The sequence below is a fragment of the Pseudomonas sp. FG86 genome (genome assembly GCF_057808775.1).
In genome coordinates, this window is sequence record NZ_JBMDIS010000003.1 from 196,563 (window position 1) to 213,605 (window position 17,043).

At 54.8% G+C, this 17,043-nt stretch carries 20 protein-coding genes and 1 pseudogene; 12 read left to right on the forward strand and 9 right to left on the reverse strand.

Going from position 1 to position 17,043, the window contains the following annotated elements; genetic code table 11:
* Nucleotides 1-294: 294 nt before the first annotated feature.
* From ACODSV_RS03260 to ACODSV_RS03270, 3 genes are read left to right on the forward strand one after another with little or no spacing between them, the layout of a single operon-like run.
* Complete coding sequence (locus ACODSV_RS03260; RefSeq protein ID WP_175389895.1) at nt 295-870, forward strand: recombinase family protein; 576 nt, start codon at nt 295-297, stop codon at nt 868-870.
* Between the two features lie 4 nt (nt 871-874).
* Nucleotides 875-2,512, forward strand: a complete 1,638-nt coding sequence (locus tag ACODSV_RS03265) for an IS481 family transposase (RefSeq protein ID WP_294281967.1) — start codon at nt 875-877, stop codon at nt 2,510-2,512.
* Complete coding sequence (locus ACODSV_RS03270; protein WP_175389897.1) at nt 2,502-3,473, forward strand: ExeA family protein; 972 nt, start codon at nt 2,502-2,504, stop codon at nt 3,471-3,473. Before ACODSV_RS03265 ends, ACODSV_RS03270 begins: the two co-directional genes overlap by 11 nt.
* 169 nt (nt 3,474-3,642) lie before the next feature.
* Here ACODSV_RS03270 and ACODSV_RS03275 read toward each other — a convergent pair whose 3' ends face one another.
* Nucleotides 3,643-4,128 carry a hypothetical protein gene (locus ACODSV_RS03275; RefSeq protein ID WP_489044904.1) on the reverse strand — a complete coding sequence of 162 codons (486 nt, stop codon included), beginning with the start codon at nt 4,126-4,128 and terminating at the stop codon, nt 3,643-3,645.
* Between the two features lie 24 nt (nt 4,129-4,152).
* Nucleotides 4,153-4,617 carry a hypothetical protein gene (locus tag ACODSV_RS03280; protein ID WP_010466297.1) on the reverse strand — a complete coding sequence of 155 codons (465 nt, stop codon included), beginning with the start codon at nt 4,615-4,617 and terminating at the stop codon, nt 4,153-4,155.
* 393 nt (nt 4,618-5,010) lie between these two features.
* Here ACODSV_RS03280 and ACODSV_RS03285 point away from each other — a divergent pair, with 393 nt between their 5' ends.
* The 3 genes from ACODSV_RS03285 (at nt 5,011) to ACODSV_RS03295 (ending at nt 6,620) form a co-directional block, all read left to right on the forward strand.
* On the forward strand, nt 5,011-5,280 hold the full coding sequence (locus ACODSV_RS03285; RefSeq protein ID WP_010466298.1) for a hypothetical protein: 270 nt from the start codon (nt 5,011-5,013) through the stop codon (nt 5,278-5,280).
* Nucleotides 5,281-5,324: 44 nt separating this feature from the next.
* On the forward strand, nt 5,325-5,492 hold the full coding sequence (locus tag ACODSV_RS03290; RefSeq protein ID WP_158491255.1) for a hypothetical protein: 168 nt from the start codon (nt 5,325-5,327) through the stop codon (nt 5,490-5,492).
* Nucleotides 5,493-5,675: 183 nt separating this feature from the next.
* Nucleotides 5,676-6,620 carry a GIY-YIG nuclease family protein gene (locus tag ACODSV_RS03295; RefSeq protein WP_010466300.1) on the forward strand — a complete coding sequence of 315 codons (945 nt, stop codon included), beginning with the start codon at nt 5,676-5,678 and terminating at the stop codon, nt 6,618-6,620.
* Nucleotides 6,621-6,670: 50 nt separating this feature from the next.
* Here ACODSV_RS03295 and ACODSV_RS03300 read toward each other — a convergent pair whose 3' ends face one another.
* The 5 genes from ACODSV_RS03300 to ACODSV_RS03320 all read right to left on the reverse strand — a co-directional run bounded on the left by ACODSV_RS03300 (nt 6,671) and on the right by ACODSV_RS03320 (nt 11,152).
* Nucleotides 6,671-7,234, reverse strand: coding sequence for a hypothetical protein (locus tag ACODSV_RS03300; RefSeq protein ID WP_080967010.1), 564 nt, complete (start codon nt 7,232-7,234; stop codon nt 6,671-6,673).
* Between the two features lie 177 nt (nt 7,235-7,411).
* Nucleotides 7,412-7,690 (reverse strand): hypothetical protein, encoded by a 279-nt coding sequence (locus ACODSV_RS03305; RefSeq protein WP_010466302.1) that lies wholly within the window; start codon nt 7,688-7,690, stop codon nt 7,412-7,414.
* 97 nt (nt 7,691-7,787) lie between these two features.
* On the reverse strand, nt 7,788-8,294 hold the full coding sequence (locus ACODSV_RS03310; RefSeq protein ID WP_489044908.1) for a hypothetical protein: 507 nt from the start codon (nt 8,292-8,294) through the stop codon (nt 7,788-7,790).
* Between the two features lie 15 nt (nt 8,295-8,309).
* Nucleotides 8,310-9,059: a GIY-YIG nuclease family protein gene (locus ACODSV_RS03315; RefSeq protein ID WP_489044910.1), complete on the reverse strand. Its 750-nt coding sequence runs from the start codon at nt 9,057-9,059 to the stop codon at nt 8,310-8,312.
* 1,160 nt (nt 9,060-10,219) lie between these two features.
* The gene (locus ACODSV_RS03320; RefSeq protein ID WP_489044912.1) at nt 10,220-11,152 is read right to left on the reverse strand and encodes a restriction endonuclease; all 933 of its coding nucleotides are present in this window, start codon (nt 11,150-11,152) and stop codon (nt 10,220-10,222) included.
* Nucleotides 11,153-11,779: 627 nt separating this feature from the next.
* On the opposite strand from ACODSV_RS03320, the gene ACODSV_RS03325 reads away from it, so the two are divergent.
* From ACODSV_RS03325 to ACODSV_RS03345, 5 genes and pseudogenes are all read left to right on the forward strand, one after another.
* Complete coding sequence (locus tag ACODSV_RS03325) at nt 11,780-12,040, forward strand: hypothetical protein (protein ID WP_218538259.1); 261 nt, start codon at nt 11,780-11,782, stop codon at nt 12,038-12,040.
* Nucleotides 12,041-12,057: 17 nt separating this feature from the next.
* Entirely contained in the window at nt 12,058-12,378 is a 321-nt protein-coding gene (locus ACODSV_RS03330) for a hypothetical protein (protein WP_010466309.1), read from the forward strand.
* 18 nt (nt 12,379-12,396) lie between these two features.
* Complete coding sequence (locus ACODSV_RS03335) at nt 12,397-12,633, forward strand: hypothetical protein (protein WP_010466311.1); 237 nt, start codon at nt 12,397-12,399, stop codon at nt 12,631-12,633.
* 54 nt (nt 12,634-12,687) lie between these two features.
* A pseudogene (locus ACODSV_RS03340) lies at nt 12,688-12,813 on the forward strand (antirestriction protein ArdR); the annotation flags it as partial.
* A 199-nt stretch (nt 12,814-13,012) separates the two neighbouring features.
* Entirely contained in the window at nt 13,013-14,284 is a 1,272-nt protein-coding gene (locus ACODSV_RS03345) for a hypothetical protein (RefSeq protein ID WP_010466314.1), read from the forward strand.
* A 385-nt stretch (nt 14,285-14,669) separates the two neighbouring features.
* Here ACODSV_RS03345 and ACODSV_RS03350 read toward each other — a convergent pair whose 3' ends face one another.
* Complete coding sequence (locus ACODSV_RS03350; protein ID WP_010466315.1) at nt 14,670-15,317, reverse strand: SOS response-associated peptidase; 648 nt, start codon at nt 15,315-15,317, stop codon at nt 14,670-14,672.
* A 124-nt stretch (nt 15,318-15,441) separates the two neighbouring features.
* Nucleotides 15,442-16,083: a hypothetical protein gene (locus ACODSV_RS03355; protein WP_010466316.1), complete on the reverse strand. Its 642-nt coding sequence runs from the start codon at nt 16,081-16,083 to the stop codon at nt 15,442-15,444.
* A gap of 509 nt (nt 16,084-16,592) precedes the next feature.
* On the opposite strand from ACODSV_RS03355, the gene ACODSV_RS03360 reads away from it, so the two are divergent.
* Nucleotides 16,593-16,871: a hypothetical protein gene (locus tag ACODSV_RS03360; protein WP_042933226.1), complete on the forward strand. Its 279-nt coding sequence runs from the start codon at nt 16,593-16,595 to the stop codon at nt 16,869-16,871.
* Nucleotides 16,872-17,043 lie beyond the last annotated feature (172 nt).

A 17,043-nucleotide genomic window follows, 5' to 3' on the forward strand; every position in this document is an offset into this window, starting at 1 on the left:
GCACATGAAGTGTCCATTTGGCGGAATGCGATAGCCGATGCCTCAAAATACCCACATAGCATGTGCGAGTGGGGCTCGTTTGCTCCTGACCTACGAGGTCCTCCGTCGTCAGTTCATCAGCCCGCGGTAGCAAAGACTTCCTCAGTAATGCAATCGACTTCTGACCATTGGTGCAATCGACTTCTGAAAATGACACGTTCTGTGCAGCCGGCTCCTGAAATTGACATCCAACATCAGCTTCCAACTTTCAGTATCCGTCTACACTGAGCTATCACTGAATAGTTGGACAAAACCATGTTGATTGGTTACGCCCGCGTCTCGACCGACGATCAACTCCTCGATCTGCAACGCGATGCGTTGGAGAAAGCGGGCTGTGAGCACCTCTTCGAGGACACCGCTAGTGGTGCCAAGGCCGAGCGCGTGCGGCTGACCGCCTTGCTGTCCACGTTGCGACGGGGCGACACCGTGGTGATTTGGCGCCTGGATCGCCTCGGCCGCTCGCTGAAGGACCTGATCCGATTGGTCGAGCAGCTGGACGCCGCCGGCGTTGGCCTGCGCAGCTTGCAGGAGAATATCGACACCGCCTCAATTGGAGGCCGCTTGGTGTATCACCTGTTCGGCGCCTTGGCCGAGTTCGAGCGCAACCTGATCCGCGAACGCACCCAAGCCGGCTTGTCCGCCGCGCGGGCTCGCGGACGCAAGGGCGGGCGCAAGAAACGGCTCGATCCGGCCAAGCAAGAACTGGCCCTGCGCCTCTATCACGAGCGGCAACACACCGTGGCGGAAATTTGCCGGATGATGGGCATCGGTCGCTCGACGCTCTACAACTACCTGACCGAGGCCGAGCGTGATGCCCAGCGGGCGGCGTAAAATCATTCCGACCGATTCGCTGATTCAATTGCGGCAGCGGCTCGACCGCTTGCCGAAAAAAAGCCCCGAAAGGACTGCTCAGGTGGCCGCGATAGCCGAGTTGTACGGCGTGTCGCCAAGCACCGTATACCGGGCGCTGAATCTCATCCATAAACCCCATGCGGCTCATCGGGCCGATTACGGCAAGCCGCGTGTGTTGCAGCAAGCCGAGCTGGAGTGCTACTGCGAGCTGATCGCCGCGCTGAAACTGCGAACCACCAATAAGCAAGGAAGGCACCTGTCCACCCGCCGCGCCATTGAGCTGCTGGAAGACTACGGGGTGGAGAGCGAGCAAGGCTTGGTCAAGGCGCCCAAAGGGGTGCTGACCCGCAGCACGGTGAACGAATACCTCAACCGCTGGCATCTGGATCAGTCACGGTTGTTGCGGCAGCCTCCAGCCACGCGTTTTCAGGCGACGCACAGCAACGACTGTTGGCAGTTCGACCTCTCGCCCTCCGACCTCAAACACATCGACAAACCGGACTGGATCGACCCGGCCAGGGGCGAGCCGACGCTGATGCTGTTCAGCGTGGTTGACGACCGCAGTGGCGTGGCCTATCAGGAATACCACTGTGTGTATGGCGAGGATGCGGAGTCGGCGTTGCGCTTCCTGTTCAACGCCATGGCGCCGAAAGCGGACCCTACCTTTCCCTTCCAGGGCCGTCCCAAGCTGATCTACTTGGACAACGGCCCGGTGGCCAAGCGCCGCGTCTTCCAGAACGTCATGCAGGCGCTGGGCATTGACTGGCAGACGCACATACCCGCCGGAAAGGATGGCACCCGCACCACGGCCCGCTCGAAAGGCAAGGTGGAGCGACCTTTTCGCACCGTGAAGGAAGCCCACGAGACGCTGTATCACTTCCACAAGCCGGAAACTGAAGCGCAGGCCAACGAATGGTTGCTGCGTTACCTGGTGCGCACCTACAACACCCAGGATCATCGCGCCGAACCGCATTCACGGATCGATGACTGGCTCGCCAACTTGCCTGTCGAGGGCCTGCGCGAGATGTGCACCTGGGAGCAGTTCTGCCGCTTCGCCCGCGAGCCGGAGCGGCGCAAGGTCGGCGTCGATGCGCGGGTCAGCATCGACGGTACGGCCTACGAGGTGGAGCCCGACATGGCCGGCGAAACCGTGATGTTGCTCTGGGGCTTGTTCGATGACGAACTCTATGCCGAGTTCGAGGGTGAGCGCTTCGGACCTTATTACCCGGTTTCCGGCCCCATTCCGCTGCACCGTTACCGCGCCTTCAAGCGTGGCAAGGCGGATGAGCGATCGGATCGCATTCGCTCGCTGGCTGACCAGCTTGGCCTGCCCATCGCCGCCTTGGCCGGGGACGATGTGCGGCTGATGCCGCCGGCCGTTCCCGTGTCACTGCCCCGCCAACCCTTCGATGCCGAGGCACATGAATACCGGTTTCCCAGCGTCATCGCCGCCAAACTGGCCATCGCCGATGATCTGGCGCAGCCGTTGGCTAAGCTCTCAGCCGACGATCAAGCCTACATCCATCAGGTGCTGAGCGAAACCCTCATACAGTGCATCGTACTGGAGCGCGTGCGGGGCTACTTCCGCCACAAGAAAATAGGAGAAGAACATGCGGGCTGAAGTGATGCAGCACTACGGACTGACGTTGCCACTGAACCAGGCCGGGTACTTTGAAACCGCCCACCATCAACAGTTGATCAAGGACATCAAGGGGGCAATCTTCGAAGGACGGCTGATTGCCCTGTGCGGTGTCATCGGCAGCGGTAAGACCGTGATGCTGCGCCGGCTGCAACAAGCGATGGAGGAGGAAAAGAAGATCACGGTTTCGAAATCACTGGCCATCGAGAAGCACAGCATCAAGTTGGCCACCTTCATCGCCGCGCTCTTCTACGACCTTTCCACCGAGAAACAGGTACGCATCCCGACCCAGGGCGAAAAACGAGAGCGTGACCTGCGCGAGTTGGTGAGGAAGAACAAGCGCCCGGTCGCCCTGTTCGTCGATGAGGCGCATGACCTCAACGGCCACACCCTGACCGGCCTGAAGCGCTTGATGGAGCTGGTCGAGGACGGCGACGGTCGGCTGTCCATTGTATTGGCCGGGCACCCCAAGCTGCGTAACGACCTGCGCCGACCGACGATGGAGGAAATCGGCTACCGCACTGACATTTTCTCGCTCGACGGCATCACTGGTAGCCAGCGGGAATATATTCATTGGTTGCTGGATACCTGTACGGCGGGAAAGGTCGAATCCGAGTCGATCTTGACTGAAGATGCCATTGATTTGCTCGCCACCAAGCTGCGCACACCCCTGCAAATCCAACTGCATCTTAGCTTGGCCCTGGAGGCCGGCTACCTGACCGGTGAGAAGCCCGTGTCGGCAGAACTCGTGCATTCAGTTTTGTCCCGCCAACTGGATGACCTGGAGCCGACTCTCACGCGCCACGGCTACCGCCTTAAGGAACTGGTGGAGCAGTTCGACGCCAAGCCCACCGAGATCAAGGCGTTGTTCAGCAATACGCTCGACCCGGCGCGGGCCGTCGAGCTGCGCGACAAGATGCTGGCAGCGGGCTTGCCGATTTGAGCCCCATTATTTGCAGCTAATCCTGGCTGGCGATGATGGAATGCAGGTCGGCACGGATCAATGCTGGTTCATTCGCAATCAATGCTGGTTGGCCGGGTCGGTCATTCGCAGTTAATTCTGGTCGAAAACCGCGATGATTGCAGGTCGGGACGTTTTCAAATGCAGGTCGCTACACATAGGCCCGCGGCCGACGCAAAGCATACGGCGGAGACGAATACACGAGCGTTACCGGCACGTGTAACTTCTTGAAAATATCGCCCGATGGCCCCCATACCGCTATGCCCAAATCGGTACGAAATCCCAGAAGCTTTACCCCTGATTTTGCGGCATGGAGGTCGCGCTTCGCAGCCTCAGTCAGCCGCCATACACCACGTTCCCCCTTGACCCTTTCCAGAATCCCTTGTTGCTTAAGATCCTGTTGCCTGAACCGAATTGCCCGTCGCGAAATGCTGTGTTTTTCACCACTCTTGCCAACTGGCACACGCTCATCAATCACAGAAAGAGGCACGCCGGTTTTCTGCGAAACACGCTTGTAAAGCTCGGCATTACTTATAGCGGCATCCGGGGTTGCCTGGTAAATGCTGAAGATCTGGTCAATACCGAACAGATCGCCCTGGCCAGGTGACAATTGACGTTTTGCTCGAGTTGGTTTCATCGAAAAAATCTCTCAACGTCTCAGTCAGAATCGGTACGTAGGCTGCTGGGCTTGCTTGGTATTCACCTGCAGCCGACGTTCGACATTCGCCGGGACCGCCTCGACCTCGCGGGCTACAACGATCGGGGAAATTGACCTGATCTCATAAACCTTTACGTCGCCGGCGCCGGCGCCAACAACGAGCACCAAATCCTGCTCGCCGCGGAGATCATTTAAGTGTTTGGTTTCCAGATGATAAATGCCAGGTTCCAACTCAATACGCGAAATGTCTTGTGGCCTGCTGGCCGTCTCATTTTCGATCTTTGTATTTTCATTCTGCGCGAATTCGGCACTCGCTCTGTGAGTGTGCTCGTACAACTCGGATACCTCGACGCGGGCACCGACGGCGACTGACTGATTTTTCGATGCAGGTTCAGCCGACGCCCATCCACTGCCCAGGGTGAAAACAAGGAACGCTGAAACCGCAAGAGTATGGATTTGGGTGAACATATTTCGATCCTGGCTTGAGTTGGCCGCAACCGACCGGTTACGACTCAGGCTACCTGCGTTTTAAGAAGTGCAAGTGGGCTATTGGCCACTCATTCCGGGATCATTTGCCCTGAAGGCGAGAGCTGATTATGGGGTAACAAACAGACTGCAGCAGAAGATGCGATGGAGCGCATCTAGCAGGTATAGCGGCACGTCATCGCACACGTACGGCTCAACCACTGAGGCTCAATCTTCAGCAGCTCCGAACGCATATCTGATCCCTTGCAGGGGGCAGTCTTGGGTATGGGTTGAGTCTAGGGATGAGATTATTTGTCCGCGTATCAGCCAAGACTCAACCAGGACTAGCTGTTGAAGCTAGCACTCGACCGACAACGATTTGCTCCAGGAATCACCATGCAGTTACTGTCAGAAAATCTAGAGAAACGCTACAAAAACTGGCTCATGGCCTTTCGTGTAGCTCAGACGCTTCACATTACCAACACAGGTTTATTTCTCTTGAACCTGTTTACTGAATGGAAATCAGCCTACCGATTCGTCTACGGCGATACCATTTGGCCGGCAGTAGGTATCGCACTGGTGCTCACACTGCTTTTGTCTAAAGCATTTCACGCTTCGCATTTTTACTATGCGCTTCTGGCCGAGAGCGACAGCCAGCCACAGTAAATGACACTGCACCTACAAGCCCGCGTCCGTAGGGAGAAACACGAATGCAACTGCGTTTTTTTGAAGAGGTAGAGTTTCAAACCGATCTCACTTCCTATGGAGTCGGTCGGGTCATTGCCGTTTATCCAATCACTGATGAAGTTAAGGTTCTCGACGAAGACGGCGTTGAATGGACCGGGCCGACCGATCTGGTTTCACCCATCCATGAATAGATGCCTTCCGCGGAGGGGATGCAACCGCACCACCGTTTCAGTGCCTTCAGCGTCGTCTGAATGGCGTCCATGAACAGATAGGATATCGATCACTGAAGAGGGGGGGCCGCGAAGACACACACGCGCACCACCGACGGCACGCCATCTATACTATTTCTACTCTCACGTGGGACTTACAAACGAATGGCCATAGAGCCTTTTTTGACTGTAGGGAAAGCTCGAGACGGCGAGCTCGTCAGCATCGACACTCAGAACAGTGGCTTATGCGACCTCGTTTGCCCTTTCTGTTTGAGGGCACTGGTCGCCGTGCGCGGCCAAGTGAGGATCCACCATTTCCGGCATGACGGGAGTACCTGCAGAGAATCCAAACGTCCCCTGTTTTTGATACCCGGATGGGATCATTTCAATCTTTCGCTTCCGGCGAGCGTCGTTGACGAATTGTTTTACCAAACCAGCAAGTCGTATTTCCCCTCCTACTTAGATCGAAAACCTTCACTCATGATTGGGCGAATGGAGCGATATGGGCTCATCGAGCATGGGTATAGGGGAAACTGGCAGCTGACTGATACTGCTCAAGTGGTAACAGGGATGTTGTCGCTGAGTAAGTTTGATCCGTGGCTACGCAAGCGCCTTCAGGAGCGACTTTGCGAGAAACGCGGGCTGGTAGCTGCGGGGCAACTCCATCCCGCGCATTATCAGGTGGAAGCATCCAGGCAGGAGCAAATCCTATCTGCCACCCTTTACCTATTCGAGCTGGTCTCCGCAGACGGAGCCACGTTTTATAAAATCGGCCGGACACTGAGAAACGTTGAGCAAAGATTGGCTGAGGTGAGTCGAGATATGAAGCTGATGCTCCACGTCCCCATCCAAGGAAAGATCCTCAAGGCGATTGAAGGCGCCGGCCACATTGAGAAATACACCCTCTGGAAATACCGCGCTTCGCTATTAGCAATAGGACGATATCAAGAGTACCTGCAGCTGATGCCCGGAGATCTTCGCGGACTCAAGAGCGAGCTAACGCGCTTCGAGAATAGCCGCGATGCCTTCAATGAGTCAGAGGTTGTCATCGCATCGGGTAAATGGACCAATGAGGGTCGTGTGCCAGGGCCCACTCGGGACCCTGGCTAATCAATCGTGCACCGTGAAGAAGGGAATCTTATCCAACGGAGGTCAAGCTGTCAGAACGCCTGGCATACACTACGATCGGGCACGATCTCACCGATATTCTGCTTCTGTGCACATACAGCAACATCCACTCCGTATGGAAGCTGTATATGTGCGACGTCACCAAAAGCTACCTCGATCCTCTTCGTAACCTGCTGGCTGACCTGCAATGCCTGTATGTCAGCAGGTACCTCCTGCTTAATTTCCTGACCGTTTACGACGTGCGTGTAGGTGCGGCCAACCTGGTAGTTCAGGTTGATTGCCACTGTTGCTGCAGTTGGACTCGAAGAAATGATTTCAGCTGAGCCGTCGACGACTCCAAAACCCAATGAGCAGGCAGTGCGCGATTGGTTACAAGCACGCACTTCCATGGCTGGGAAACTGAGAGGGGTTGCCCCTCTGGAGGTCTCTCGGACATCCCAGCTACCCCCTGTACCGCGCGACTGCTGACCGAACAGGTCAGGCCCGTACGCGGACACAGTCACAACGGCTGACTCCTTCTCGATGGACTTTCCACCGGCACAACCAGCAACCACTACAAAAGCAAGCAAAGACGCGCATCGAACAACTGCATGCATAGAGAAAACCCCGTAAAAATTTACTGCGCTGCCCTGAATGTCCAGCGCTCTAAAACAAAATATCGGACTCAATCAGCAATTTCATTCCAACTGGGGTGCATTTCCAGCACAAAAAAACCCCGGTCTATGACCGGGTCCAGTTCGTGAAAATTGTACCTTTCATCAGCATCCTGTCGACTATGGAACAGAAGCGTCATCGTTGGCTTGCTCGGGGGTCAGCAGCAACGCTCTTTCACTCTCGATATCCAGCAACGCACGTGCACCGGCTTCGCTCATGCCACTTTCCGGAAGGTGTCCCAAGTTTAAAAGCGCAGACAGCCTGGCATCAGCATTGAGGAACTCCAAATCACAACCGCACTCCGTCACTCGCTCCTCGGGTGGAGTAGCTAGCAAATTTTTCAACGTGGCCAAATGGACGCGGGTTTCTTGAATTATCGCGTGTTCTAGTCGAGTCATCCTGGCTTCCTTATGAGGATGGAGGGTTCGCATGATCACCAAAAAGATTGTTTTAGCGCTATCAGAAATGTCTGGCGAGCGCGTCGGACATTTCGCTTTAGCGTCCAGCCATGACAGTGCGTTCAGTTGGCCGAGCCTCGACATGCATGTGTCCAAGCCATTTATCGCTGTCGTCCACACCACGCCGCCAGACTTTACGCTCGGGCCAACGCCAATAGGCTACTTCTCGAGGAGCACCCAGTTTAAGCCAACACACGCGGCTTCCAGGAGTCAAAAGCACATGTGATGCATCCTCCGGGGCAGTAGACCAATCCGCGACCGGCTTTGAAGGAAGCTGAACACTAATCGCAAATACCGCAACAGGCTCTTCTCCAAAATGCGCATGGGTAATGGTCGTCTCTCTATACCCTTGCCAGGGTAACGATAGGCGCCGCGCAAGATCCTCACGCTTGGGATACCCCTTAGTCAGCACAACGGCGTCATAGCTACGCCCTTCCAGGCGCTTACGCCAGTAAGGCGTAACGAGGCGGTACTCCTCCTGTTTCTCGCCTGCCATGATCGCGTCAAAATATTCGCCCTTTAGGGCCAGCGTAAGGGTGGACATCGGTATTCCTGTCGATCAGATTGTGTCTAGGGAGAGTGTTTGCTGGGGACTTACTCCGGTCGGTCGGACCGTGTTAAAGCCCAAGGTCACAGCGTTTTTTTCCTCAATCCAAAATCGCTCACGTTCGGTGATAAACCTGACAGCGTCCGTGCAGTTCTCTGGAAAATCGATTACTTCAATCACGGAAAAATCAAAGTCAGTGATCGGGGTGGACTTGATAATTTCGTGAAATTTACTTTCTCCAGGGTACGTCACGTGCTGCCACCAACGCAGCGTAAACGGTTGCGTGGTCTGACCTACGTACACCCTCCCGGTTGAAATTTGCCGCACCTGGTAGATGACCGCCGGCACTTTCCCATCCACGACAAGCTTGAGGTCACGAATATCACGCGCCTTTCCAGCGGTTGCGCATCTTGCTGAGCAGTAGTCAGCACCACTGTTGTCTGAGTAGGGATCGTTGTATTTGTCGATAGGTCGAAATTTAGCCCCGCACTCTTTGCACTGCGTTTCCCGGAACCGCCTGAGGATGTATTCATCACTTGGATCAATCTCCGATATCCGTAGAAGATAGTGATGCTCATCGAGGTCTTTTTTCAGGACCCGTACCGGGAACTGGCGGCCGTACTCCTCCTCAATAATTTCCTTTGCCTTTTTCCTGTCTGCGGCGGTGACAAGGCCGCTGAAGGCCGGTGGAAATGCCCATTCCGACTCACCGTCGTATTCGGACGTCTTACGTGCTTTGATCTGGTAGTAATAATCAGGCATGCGACGTTCCTCCGATGGCGCTTTGATGATGGGTACCAAGCTTTCGCAAGCAGTAGTAGCAAGTCACCTCTGCCTTGTTGAACGTCACCAACCGCATGTAGCCGCAAAGGGTCCCCCGCTCGCCACGGCTGTAGTGATTTCGCGAGATCTCAACGGGCATACCCCGCTCTGCTTTAGGACAGAAGAAATGAATCTTTCGCGGTCTCATGGTCGGGCACTCTCCTCACCCGGCCGCGTGCACGTTTTAGGGCGACGAGTTTCCTTGTCGTACAGGGTGAAAAGCGCTTCATGGCGTAGCTCGATGAAGTGAACCAATTGAATGTTGTCCGAGCAAACTATTCGGTACCGCCTGCCGAACTTGTCGAGATCATCGTTTTCTTGATCGCAATTCATCGCCAGGCCGTATTGGTCGACTACGGCTGACGTCGGTACCGATGAAATTTCGAAAAAATACCGAACACCCTTCACACAGGTCCAGCTGACGCTGTGTCTGCTGTCTGCATATGCTGTCGGGAGTTGCCGGGGCGGCAGGGGCTTGGGGGTCACTATGATGTAGACGGCGCATGCTGACCCGAGGATAACGATCAGCCACTTGAGAAGGCTCAGCGCCTGTTTGAGTTTACTGGGTGTTGTTCTAGGGGGCATTGGAGAGCTCTCTTAGGCATCAATCCTGGACGATGCCCAATTTTCTCACCCTACCCTAAAGCGCAACCCTTCAATCAACACCCAAGTAGGGGCAAACGGACAGGGAGAACCGATGCGAATACTGGCATCGATCACGCGCGTTTTACGATATCGTTGCGAGTCTCAGAAGTGGCGTGAGTTCGACCGCTTCTGTGCCAGCTCTCAGTCGTTCCGGAGCTCACGTAATAGCCAACACATTCAAAATCGTTCCGTGTCGATGCACGATCGACACCTACGCGCTCTCCGCCGCGGGTGAGATATTCCCCCGGACCATCAATGACCACTTCTAGTGAGATTAAGGGGACGAAATATGCGCTCATGATGGTATAGCTCCGCTGACTTATGGTTTGGGAAATGGCGGACACCGAATCCCAACGCGATACAGGAAGTCTCTCAGATCACCGCAAAGCGCAAGCCCCATACCCACTATGAATGGGGGCAAAAAAGATCACCGAGGATCGGCACGACGAGCAAGTTCAATCGACCAACGTCCGGGTTCCACGGCATGAAGGGAAGTTAAGGCATCCCAAGAAAACATTGTTCGAAATGCCCTGACTGTTTGATTGAGAGAACCGAGGCGTCATTCCACCGCCACAGCGTGGGCATAGCTGCTTGGCCTTTTCCATTTGCATGCATTGGTCCCCATCCAGCTCTTGATTTGCCCCTGGCGCAGCAGTGACACCAGCTGTTACGGCAGCCGACGTACCGTTCATGGACGGCGGATTCTGCTCACCTGTAGAAACTGTCCCAAACCACTCAACAAGGCGATTTCCGTCAATTAGGCGCACGCTTGTTTCCTTAGCGAATTTCCAAGCATCCTTGGTGAATACACCTGAGGTAACCACGTACCCCCCTGCCGCTCCTCGAGCAGACATTACGCCATAGAGTTCGCGCACGACCTGAACGCTCACCTTTTCCGCGCGCCATTGCTTGCATTGAACCAGGAACAACTCGCCTCCGCGGCGCAACTCAAGATCGATACCACCATCAGGTCCCTTCGCCGTTTCATTGACCGCGTATCCCTGCCTGCGGAGAGCTTCGCCTACCATCCGCTCGAATTGATCCCAAGTCAGATTGCGGATTAGAACGCCAGGTTGAGAGGACCGGGAGATGCTTCTAAATTTCCGCGCGCGGATCGTTCGTTGAATCCATCCCAAAATCCCGCCCAATAGAAAAATGGGCGGAATTACAAACTGTCCTATGAATGCGGCCAGCCGAAGAATGTAAAAGCCGATTGATTCAGCGAGATAGCCCGTTTGTACGACCCCCATTGTCGGTAACTCAGAACCACCGTAGTAACGCAGCGTCACGAATGAACCGCCTGCGATTAGTAAATTCGCCCACAGAGGCATCTTCATCGCCACTTTCAGAAGGTCATCGAGGGTCGAGGTCCTGCGCCGATAGGCCATATGGTGCTCCGCAATCAAAAAATGACATTTTGGGGGAATGAAGTATGTACGAACTGCCGATTGGCCCCTGCCCAGGTACTCATCAGTACTTTTCGTGCTGTTCAGGCAGTCATTCTGCTGGCGGTATCACTGGCGCGATAAACTGAAAACTTCTCCAATAATGGGTTCTGCATAGATTCTGGCAAGTTTCTGCATGTCTACGCTGACCAGCTGGAGGGCGAGCACGAACCCTATCGGCGCTGGCAGTCGAGGCGCTGGGGTTAACTGCTCCCATAAGGGGGGTGAACTTCGAGGTTGCGTTATTTCTTGTCGTGGGAAGATTGCGTAGGTCGATGCTGCGAATTCAACTCATGCCCAAGCAGCGACCTAATGAGGAAAAGGCAGCATGAAATATTGGATTGCAATGGGCAGTTCGTGCGGCAGCGTCAAGGTCGCTCAGAAGAGCAACCTACCAGTTGCAAAAAACAGGTCCGAACAGGTGAGCGCTCAATCGTCCGTTGCGGGAATGAACTCACTGCCCAGCAGGATGTACCCGCAAAGGGTGTGGCTGCAAAAGCAGCTCATGTGGTGTGATTGATGCGCCCCCGGCGTGTGTTTGACAGATCCATAGGCATAGGAATTTCGATCATGAAAACTTGCAAGCCCAAACAGCAGAATTTGTCATGGACCCGCAAGGTGGAACAGGTGTTGCGTAAACTCAATTACCAGAGAGCACGCAAGCATCAATGGGGTTCTTTTTGGTCCGTGGGCTTTTATGGCTTGCTGTGGAATACCTTTTGCGAAGTAAAAGCGACTCATTTTTTCGGCGATCAGGCGCAAGAATTAGAGCGCCGTATTATCAGAATTGAACACAGGTATATTCGCCGAAAAGTCGTCATGCCTGCGTGAGCAAACAAGAGAATCAGATGATGATAGTGATACTTGAGTTTTTGATTTTTCTGTTCCTGCTGCCGTACATCCTGTTTGGCGTATTGCTCGCCAAGATATGGGAATCGGTCTGCATGGTCTTTCAGCCGGTTCTTTTGCTTGTTGCGGTCTGGATTGCTTCTCTTGGGATGTTTTTCCTTCCAAGCATGGCACCCAACGATCGCCCGTGGCTGTCGCTGGTTGAATCCATCGCACAAAGCCATGTGTTTGGCGTACCAACACCATTTGCCATTTTTGGCATAGCAGCATGCGTTTTGATCGTGTCTGTAATCGCAAGACAACGGGATCCTGCTCATTGATCTGGGACAAGACCAAGAATGAATGACAACGAGGTGGAGAAGTTAAAACGGCAATTAACCGCCCATATTGAACATCAAACGCGGTGGGTGCGCAGGATTCCCACCCTGCTAGGCGTTTTGGGAATCGTGTTGGCCCTGATTGGCTACTGGCGTTCGGTTGGCCCTCTAACCGCTCTTGGCGCATGCATTAGCATCGTAGGTTTCGGCGCTCAAGCTGTTCTTTGGGTTGGACTTCACGATGAGGACAAGCGATGAAAGGATTGCCTATGGTCCCCAATGGGAGAAGCTGCACCGACCAGGACAAGCGCGAAGAATTCGTTGCGTGACGCGTCTCACGAGCGCCCTGGCGTGTATGCCATTGACGAGGCTGGCCACGTCTTCATTGCCGAAGGCGGAGACGAGTACAACGGCGCTAAATGCTGGGTCGTAGCTGACACGACCAACGATGTACCACTAGCCGAAGCCGCCAGCATTGCTGGGCAGTACGAAACGATTCGTGACCAGGTTGTCGCAGCGGAATACACAAACGATCTGAGCGATGAGGAAATTGCCGAGTTGCGGACAAAAATGGCGGAGCTTTCGAGCCAGTATTTCAATACTCACCGGCGAATCCCTGAAGTAACAAGGAAAAATCATGTCTGATGACAAAAACACAAAAGCTGAACATCCGCGGGTGTTGTTCGTCGACGAGATGAGCAGCTACATGGGCGGCCTAAACGATCGTTTGAAGGAAGACCTGCGCGAGATTGCTGGCGTGCCCAACTCCAAATACCTGGTCAGGGATGGGTTGGTTTTCGTCTTCGATAAGTTGGTTCAACTGGTGAAGGAGCGCCGGGAAGGTCAGTCAGACACGCCACTGGCCGAGCTGGCCTGCAGTATGATCGACGAGGCTACCGTTTCGGCGAAAGAGGCGGTCGAGGCCTGGGGCGTAGTACCAGTTCCCTACGAAATGAAAGCCTTGGTTGCTGGAGAATTAGCCCAGACGGAAACGCCAGCTCATAGTCTCCTAATCCGGCACCGCCCTTTCAACGCTTACCTGCCGGGGTCTTACCAGGACGAAAACGACGTAAAAGCTGTATTCGCCAATATCCTGGTAGGCGGAGTTCAGGCTGGTAGCGGTGATTTCACCTACCGTGGACAGCCAATGACGCTGTGTGAGCCCCTAGATTTGGCGCTGCTGCCGACGCGGCCTGTAACCCGTGAAGGTTTGGAGCCTGCAAGCTGGGTCTACACCGAGTTGGGTAGCATCACCTTCGAGGCCGGTTTTGAGCCCGTCCCGGAAGAGCTGTTCAATCTAGTGAAGGAATCAGAAACGAGTTGGCGTGACGATATCGCCCGCGCAGCTAAGCACGTTCAAAACCGGGCTGACGAATTGTGGGCTCAAACGGCAGATCTGCGAATCGAAACGCTGAACGACCCGTCTGATGAGGTTCCGGAGTACGGCCTGGAAGACTTTGCGGAGCTGCGATCGTATTACCCCGAGCTGTCCTTGCTGTCGGACGGCTCTCTCTACTCATTGTTCGATGTATTCCAGATGGAGTGTCGGTTCATCAATGGGTGGTCGGCGAACCGTGACAATGACTTTCTGTTTTATCTGCTTGGTAAGGTAGTTGATCGCAAGAACGATCACGAGTCGGCGAAAGATGTCGGGGAATGGGTTGCTGATGCCTTGCTGCACGGCGACACCCTGGATGCGGCTCTGGGTTTCGGTCGTGATGCCGCTCGGTACAACAAAGCGATTGGCAAGCTTGCGCACCGTGTAGCCTCAGCCATGCGGTTCCTGGCTGAGGACAAGAAGGCAACTGATCTTCGTGGCCACTCCATCACGACAATGGGGGACGCATTCCGGATCGGCAGGAAATTCAATACCACGATGATGGTGGTAGAGCAGAAGCTTCCACTCTGATCTCACCGGCGAAATACAGCTGCACCACTAGCCCTGCAATGTCGGGGCTATGTCACATCTGGGGGTACGGTTTGCGCGCCCACGTTGAGGGACGGCCGCTACACCATTAATCTGGACGCATCTTCGACCATGATGCAGTAAGCAGGACATTCCGATTATGCCGACTACCAACATCCCGCTTGTTCTGTATGTGTACCGCTGCACCGCGTGCGGCCATGCGGGCGAGTTGAAACTGCCTGAATCCTCGCCAGAGGTGACTACAGCGTGCTCCGCTTGCGGGGCCGAAGTACGGGCAGAGTGGGACGGCGGCGTAGAGTTAACCACCAACGTATCCGAGTAACAGTTAAGCCGTCCCGGTCACCCCAAGTTTGCAATTAGGAGCGTCCTAGCCGATGGTTGCTACCAATCGATCGGCCGGATACTGCCTCAGAAAACTCATAGTGCTGCTGACGGGCGCGTCCAACCACTCGTCAAACTGTGCCGGGGAAAGGATTGCCACCATCCGCTTTTCGTCGCCGGGCTTGTGGAAGTTTTCCATGAGCTGGTGCCCAGAGGCATTCACAGTCAGCATCGTGAAACTCAAGCCTTCTCCCTTCAATGGATCCTCTGGACGCCTCCACTCCCAGAGTCCAGCAATCCCCATGAGCTCTCCGTCCGCGCGGGCGATTCGCGTTGAGATAGCCTTTCCGGTACGCCAGTCAGGCTCGAAAATGCATTGTGCTGGGATGATGCACCGCTGGCCTTTTTTCCAAGCGTTTCTAAACGATGGTTTCTCCGCCGCAGTCTCACTGCGCGCGTTGTAAGTGGACCGAGCCAGTGTCGCGGACTTCGCCCAAAAAGGAAGAAGACCGAAAGTGCCTGCCGAAACGTCGTATCGAGGCACTGCATCGTCCTGCGCATCGGCATGAGGGTGACGTCGTACAAACGCGCCTGTGTAGCCAGGCCACAGATCCGTCACGTAGTCGCCCTCAGGCTGCGTACCGAATGCGATCGCCAACTGCCGTGGTTCTGGTGCGTGAAAGTGGCTGCACATGTCTAACCCCCATTCTCAATTGGGCGTCCATAACCGACTGGGGACGCATTCAGGTGTTGGAATCCATTTACGGACATTGGTTCTGCCCGCGGGACCACACGCCCCTCCTGCTCTACCCTCCCGCTTAGGCAACTCCAGGAGATGCAGCTGCAGGCGCAGAGGTGAACACCGTCGTTTTCGCATGAGCTTCGTTCACAAATGCCGTGATGTACTCAATAACCCGTGGTTTCAGTCGTGAGTAGTGCGTACCGAGATCCTCAAGAGGTTCACGCTCGATCCAGGCAGGAAAGGCCGTGGCCAATTTTATATCGACCACTGAACTGTTGTGTTTGACGCAGTTGTTAATCATCCGCAGTTCATTGGCCGCGTCATAACCAGCCAAACTCGGGCAATCGATCAACCCAGACTTGCCTGCAATCAGGTCCTGTTTTTTTGCGGGAGCTAGACCCGGAAATGTTCCTCTCAGAACCTTGCTGATCTGGATTTCTACCAAGCGGTGGAGGCCGACGATTGAAAGCTCCTCCCCGAGGCTTCTAACCTCCTGAGCCTGGTGGTAGTCATCCTCGAGAGAAGACACAAAGCCCTCGAAATCCTGCTCGTGCTCGAAATCACTAGCGGACACACCTCCAAAGGACTCCCTGAGGGTTTGCTCTTGGGCGGAAATGGAACGGTAGAAATGATCTCGGAACTCGTCGAGCACGTCTGTATTGAAGTTCAAATGCATCAACTTCATAAGGGGCCCAAGGCCTTGGTTTTTCTTGAACATGAAAATCGTCCCCGCCTCACTCTATGTGAATGCCCGGCTCATAGACCAGGCGTAACGGGGACGATCATAAACAACTTGGGGATGTGTGGCAGCTTAGGTATCTCGGACAAGCACGACTTAAGGCACCGGCAACCGATCAGCGTATTCGCCGTCGGCATTCTGCAGCTCCTCTGCCTGCGCATTCACGCTGGAGGAATCGGTACCGATCGCACTAGGGCAGCCTCAAATGCCGCCGATACAATTTGGCTCCCTTTTACAGCTTGCTGGTACCGCCCCCTCAAATGGTTACATGAAACGCAAGGTAGGCGGTCAGCTGGGCTCACCAAACTTGAGAAAATCCTCTCACCCTATTTGGGATATGCAATGGGGGGCAAACCAGCTCTGTCACAGGTGAGTAAGCACGCGGACTCCATTGCCTAGACGCACTGTACCTTTCGTTTCACTTCGGGACTTGCGAATATGCGCGCGTGATACCAAATGGAATTTCCACGCTCAACCTGGACAAGCACTTGAAACTTCAATACGAACTGCAGCTCAGCGCCTCTCGAAATGCCGTGTGGATACATGCCAGCGATGGTTCGACGGTTGGCCGCTTTGGGAGGATGGGCATCGACCTTCACAACACCGTGACCGAACAGATGGCCGGCGCCTCCGAGTGCCGCCTTTGTACCCACGGACAGCCCAGCATAGAAGATTGGGAACTGTTTCGTGCTAAGGCCCTTGAGTGGTGGGGATTATCGGTACCAGTTGATGCGTTCGATAAAAACTTTCTAAACACGTCTGCATAGTCCCGCGGTACACCAGCTAGGCCTACTCCAATTTTGGCCGTGGATCAGCTGCAATGGGACAGGCTGCAAAGCTGGCAGATGGCACCCGCCTTTCATTTCCACGATCGGCCACACAGGGTCGATCATGTATGTCCAAACGGGACGACATTCTTACCCCATATTCAGTTGATGA

Bases quoted from the DNA above. Each gene is read 5' to 3' on its own strand.
- ACODSV_RS03260 (WP_175389895.1), top strand. From the start codon at position 295: ATGTTGATTGGTTACGCCCGCGTCTCGACCGACGATCAACTCCTCGAT.
- ACODSV_RS03270 (WP_175389897.1), top strand. From the start codon at position 2,502: ATGCGGGCTGAAGTGATGCAGCACTACGGACTGACGTTGCCACTGAAC.
- ACODSV_RS03275 (WP_489044904.1), bottom strand. From the start codon at position 4,128: ATGAAACCAACTCGAGCAAAACGTCAATTGTCACCTGGCCAGGGCGAT.
- ACODSV_RS03280 (WP_010466297.1), bottom strand. From the start codon at position 4,617: ATGTTCACCCAAATCCATACTCTTGCGGTTTCAGCGTTCCTTGTTTTC.
- ACODSV_RS03285 (WP_010466298.1), top strand. From the start codon at position 5,011: ATGCAGTTACTGTCAGAAAATCTAGAGAAACGCTACAAAAACTGGCTC.
- ACODSV_RS03290 (WP_158491255.1), top strand. From the start codon at position 5,325: ATGCAACTGCGTTTTTTTGAAGAGGTAGAGTTTCAAACCGATCTCACT.
- ACODSV_RS03295 (WP_010466300.1), top strand. From the start codon at position 5,676: ATGGCCATAGAGCCTTTTTTGACTGTAGGGAAAGCTCGAGACGGCGAG.
- ACODSV_RS03300 (WP_080967010.1), bottom strand. From the start codon at position 7,234: ATGCATGCAGTTGTTCGATGCGCGTCTTTGCTTGCTTTTGTAGTGGTT.
- ACODSV_RS03305 (WP_010466302.1), bottom strand. From the start codon at position 7,690: ATGACTCGACTAGAACACGCGATAATTCAAGAAACCCGCGTCCATTTG.
- ACODSV_RS03310 (WP_489044908.1), bottom strand. From the start codon at position 8,294: ATGTCCACCCTTACGCTGGCCCTAAAGGGCGAATATTTTGACGCGATC.
- ACODSV_RS03315 (WP_489044910.1), bottom strand. From the start codon at position 9,059: ATGCCTGATTATTACTACCAGATCAAAGCACGTAAGACGTCCGAATAC.
- ACODSV_RS03320 (WP_489044912.1), bottom strand. From the start codon at position 11,152: ATGGCCTATCGGCGCAGGACCTCGACCCTCGATGACCTTCTGAAAGTG.
- ACODSV_RS03325 (WP_218538259.1), top strand. From the start codon at position 11,780: ATGAAAACTTGCAAGCCCAAACAGCAGAATTTGTCATGGACCCGCAAG.
- ACODSV_RS03330 (WP_010466309.1), top strand. From the start codon at position 12,058: ATGATGATAGTGATACTTGAGTTTTTGATTTTTCTGTTCCTGCTGCCG.
- ACODSV_RS03335 (WP_010466311.1), top strand. From the start codon at position 12,397: ATGAATGACAACGAGGTGGAGAAGTTAAAACGGCAATTAACCGCCCAT.
- ACODSV_RS03345 (WP_010466314.1), top strand. From the start codon at position 13,013: ATGTCTGATGACAAAAACACAAAAGCTGAACATCCGCGGGTGTTGTTC.
- ACODSV_RS03350 (WP_010466315.1), bottom strand. From the start codon at position 15,317: ATGTGCAGCCACTTTCACGCACCAGAACCACGGCAGTTGGCGATCGCA.
- ACODSV_RS03355 (WP_010466316.1), bottom strand. From the start codon at position 16,083: ATGTTCAAGAAAAACCAAGGCCTTGGGCCCCTTATGAAGTTGATGCAT.